The sequence below is a fragment of the Streptomyces sp. NPDC018947 genome, from assembly GCF_044390505.1.
GTDB lineage: Bacteria > Actinomycetota > Actinomycetes > Streptomycetales > Streptomycetaceae > Streptomyces.
Window position 1 is genome coordinate 1 of record NZ_JBIRZD010000043.1, and the last position, 1,796, is coordinate 1,796.

The window sequence follows — 1,796 nt, forward strand, 5'->3', positions numbered from 1 at the left end:
AGTCCCATTGTCAAAGTTTGAACACTTTACCCGCTATTAGAAAACGGTAAAGTCATAGTATTTTTATTTTCTATGTGTTAAAATAGCGCTGTTAACTTTTGCGATTTAAGTTAATTTGTATCTTATGAATATTGCCTAGATATTCATTTTCATAGTTTTTGGAATATGTTATATATTCGTCATGAGACTTTAGCAGAGTCTCTTTTTCTTTTTCCGTCAAAATATACTCTTCAGGCTTCTTTAACCCTCTACTCGAAAAATAAGACTTCTCTCCAAGTAATCTTTCGTCAATATTATCCTTTATCATATATTTCGTTATATAAGCCCCTACATTGTCCACGTGGTCTATTTTATTTATTTTAACAAACCCATGACCCCAGATGTCCGATAGAACGTCTACAGGCGTGTAAGGAAGGTTATAGACCAATAGGTGATAATGTATAGCCCCTCGTTTCTGAAACTCAATTACAGCAGTGTATTTTAGTTTTATTTTTAAAGTGTAATTCAGCCTTTGGATAAACTTTTTGAAGTTATAGTTAGATTGTTTTATGTCCTGCATGTTTTCAGCATATGTAAGTGTGAAAAATTTCGGTTGCTCGTTCCACGCATTTGCATTGGCATTTGCTTGGTTAAACACTTGCTTCCTTGCACGATATAACACATCAGACCTGTTCTTCATCTTTGTTTCAGCATCATTTATCCAATCATGATCAGACTGTTTTTTCCTACCAGCATTTTCACGAACTGCATCTTTACCTGTTGCTACCTCTTTCTCGTAGCTCAATAATTCCCATACACCGCCACTTTTTATTAGTTTGTGACGATACCTCAATTATAAAATACCTCTCTTCCTTGTCTAAATTTTTCTGCTTATTAATCGCTATAATCAAGTTAAGTAAGAAACAGAAATAGCGATTAAATATTAACCTATTTTTCTATCAGATTTAAACGGAAATATAAATCCTAAATCTACTAGAATTGTACCACTAAATTCGCCGCAGCCGGTTATTACTTTTCTATCAACTCCTGAAATTTTATAAAAGAATCCTGGTTGCAAAATGATAGTTTGTTTTAGTGCGTGTAATGTAACCACCATTACTTTTGTGTCTTCGGTTTTGTAATAAGAAATATTAAACATGTGCTCGTCCTCTTTTCTTGTTTTTTTAGTTGCGCTTCACCATCACCACTGCGTAGATCTACTCCATGAATCCTTGACTCGGAACCTTTGCGACCCAGATTACTTGCCACCGTCGCCACCTTCTAGAAATCTTTAATGTGGCAAACCGAACTAGGTTATCAGAGTCGCCTTTCCAAGTAAAGGAACCGCTACGCTTTCACTACGTAGAACTACTCCGTTAAAACTCTTTATCGTCTTTATATTCGCTCAGTATGTATGAAATCAAAGCGTTGACCGACATACCTCTCTTTTCAGCTTCTTTTTTTAACCATTCGTGTAGGTCTTCAGTAAGCCTTAGAGAAAAAACCGCTTTTCCCAATAACTTCACCTCCTTATGGTATCATTATAGTATCAAAGTGGTATCATGTCAATACCATAATGGTTAGTGTTATTTCTCTCGGTCTTTTATAAATAAAATAAATCCGCCTTGCGGTGTCGGGGGCCCCAACTGGAGTCACCCCACCCACACGCAAAAGGGCGGATTTTATATTTTCAAGGAAATTAAATAAGGACCCCATTATAGGAGTCCCATTGTCAAAGTTTGAACACTTTACCCGCTATTAGAAAACGGTAAAGTCATAGTATTTTTATTTTCTATGTGTTAAAATAGCGCTGTTAA

At 35.6% G+C, this 1,796-nt stretch carries 2 protein-coding genes; both read right to left on the reverse strand.

All coding sequences use genetic code 11. The features are described 5' to 3' along the window. Positions 1–91: 91 nt before the first annotated feature. Positions 92–784, reverse strand: a complete 693-nt coding sequence (locus tag ACH499_RS34555; RefSeq protein ID WP_350753516.1) for a hypothetical protein — start codon at positions 782–784, stop codon at positions 92–94. 571 nt (positions 785–1,355) lie between these two features. Beyond that, the gene (locus ACH499_RS34560; protein WP_350502499.1) at positions 1,356–1,505 is read right to left on the reverse strand and encodes a toxin-antitoxin system HicB family antitoxin; all 150 of its coding nucleotides are present in this window, start codon (positions 1,503–1,505) and stop codon (positions 1,356–1,358) included. Positions 1,506–1,796: the final 291 nt, after the last annotated feature.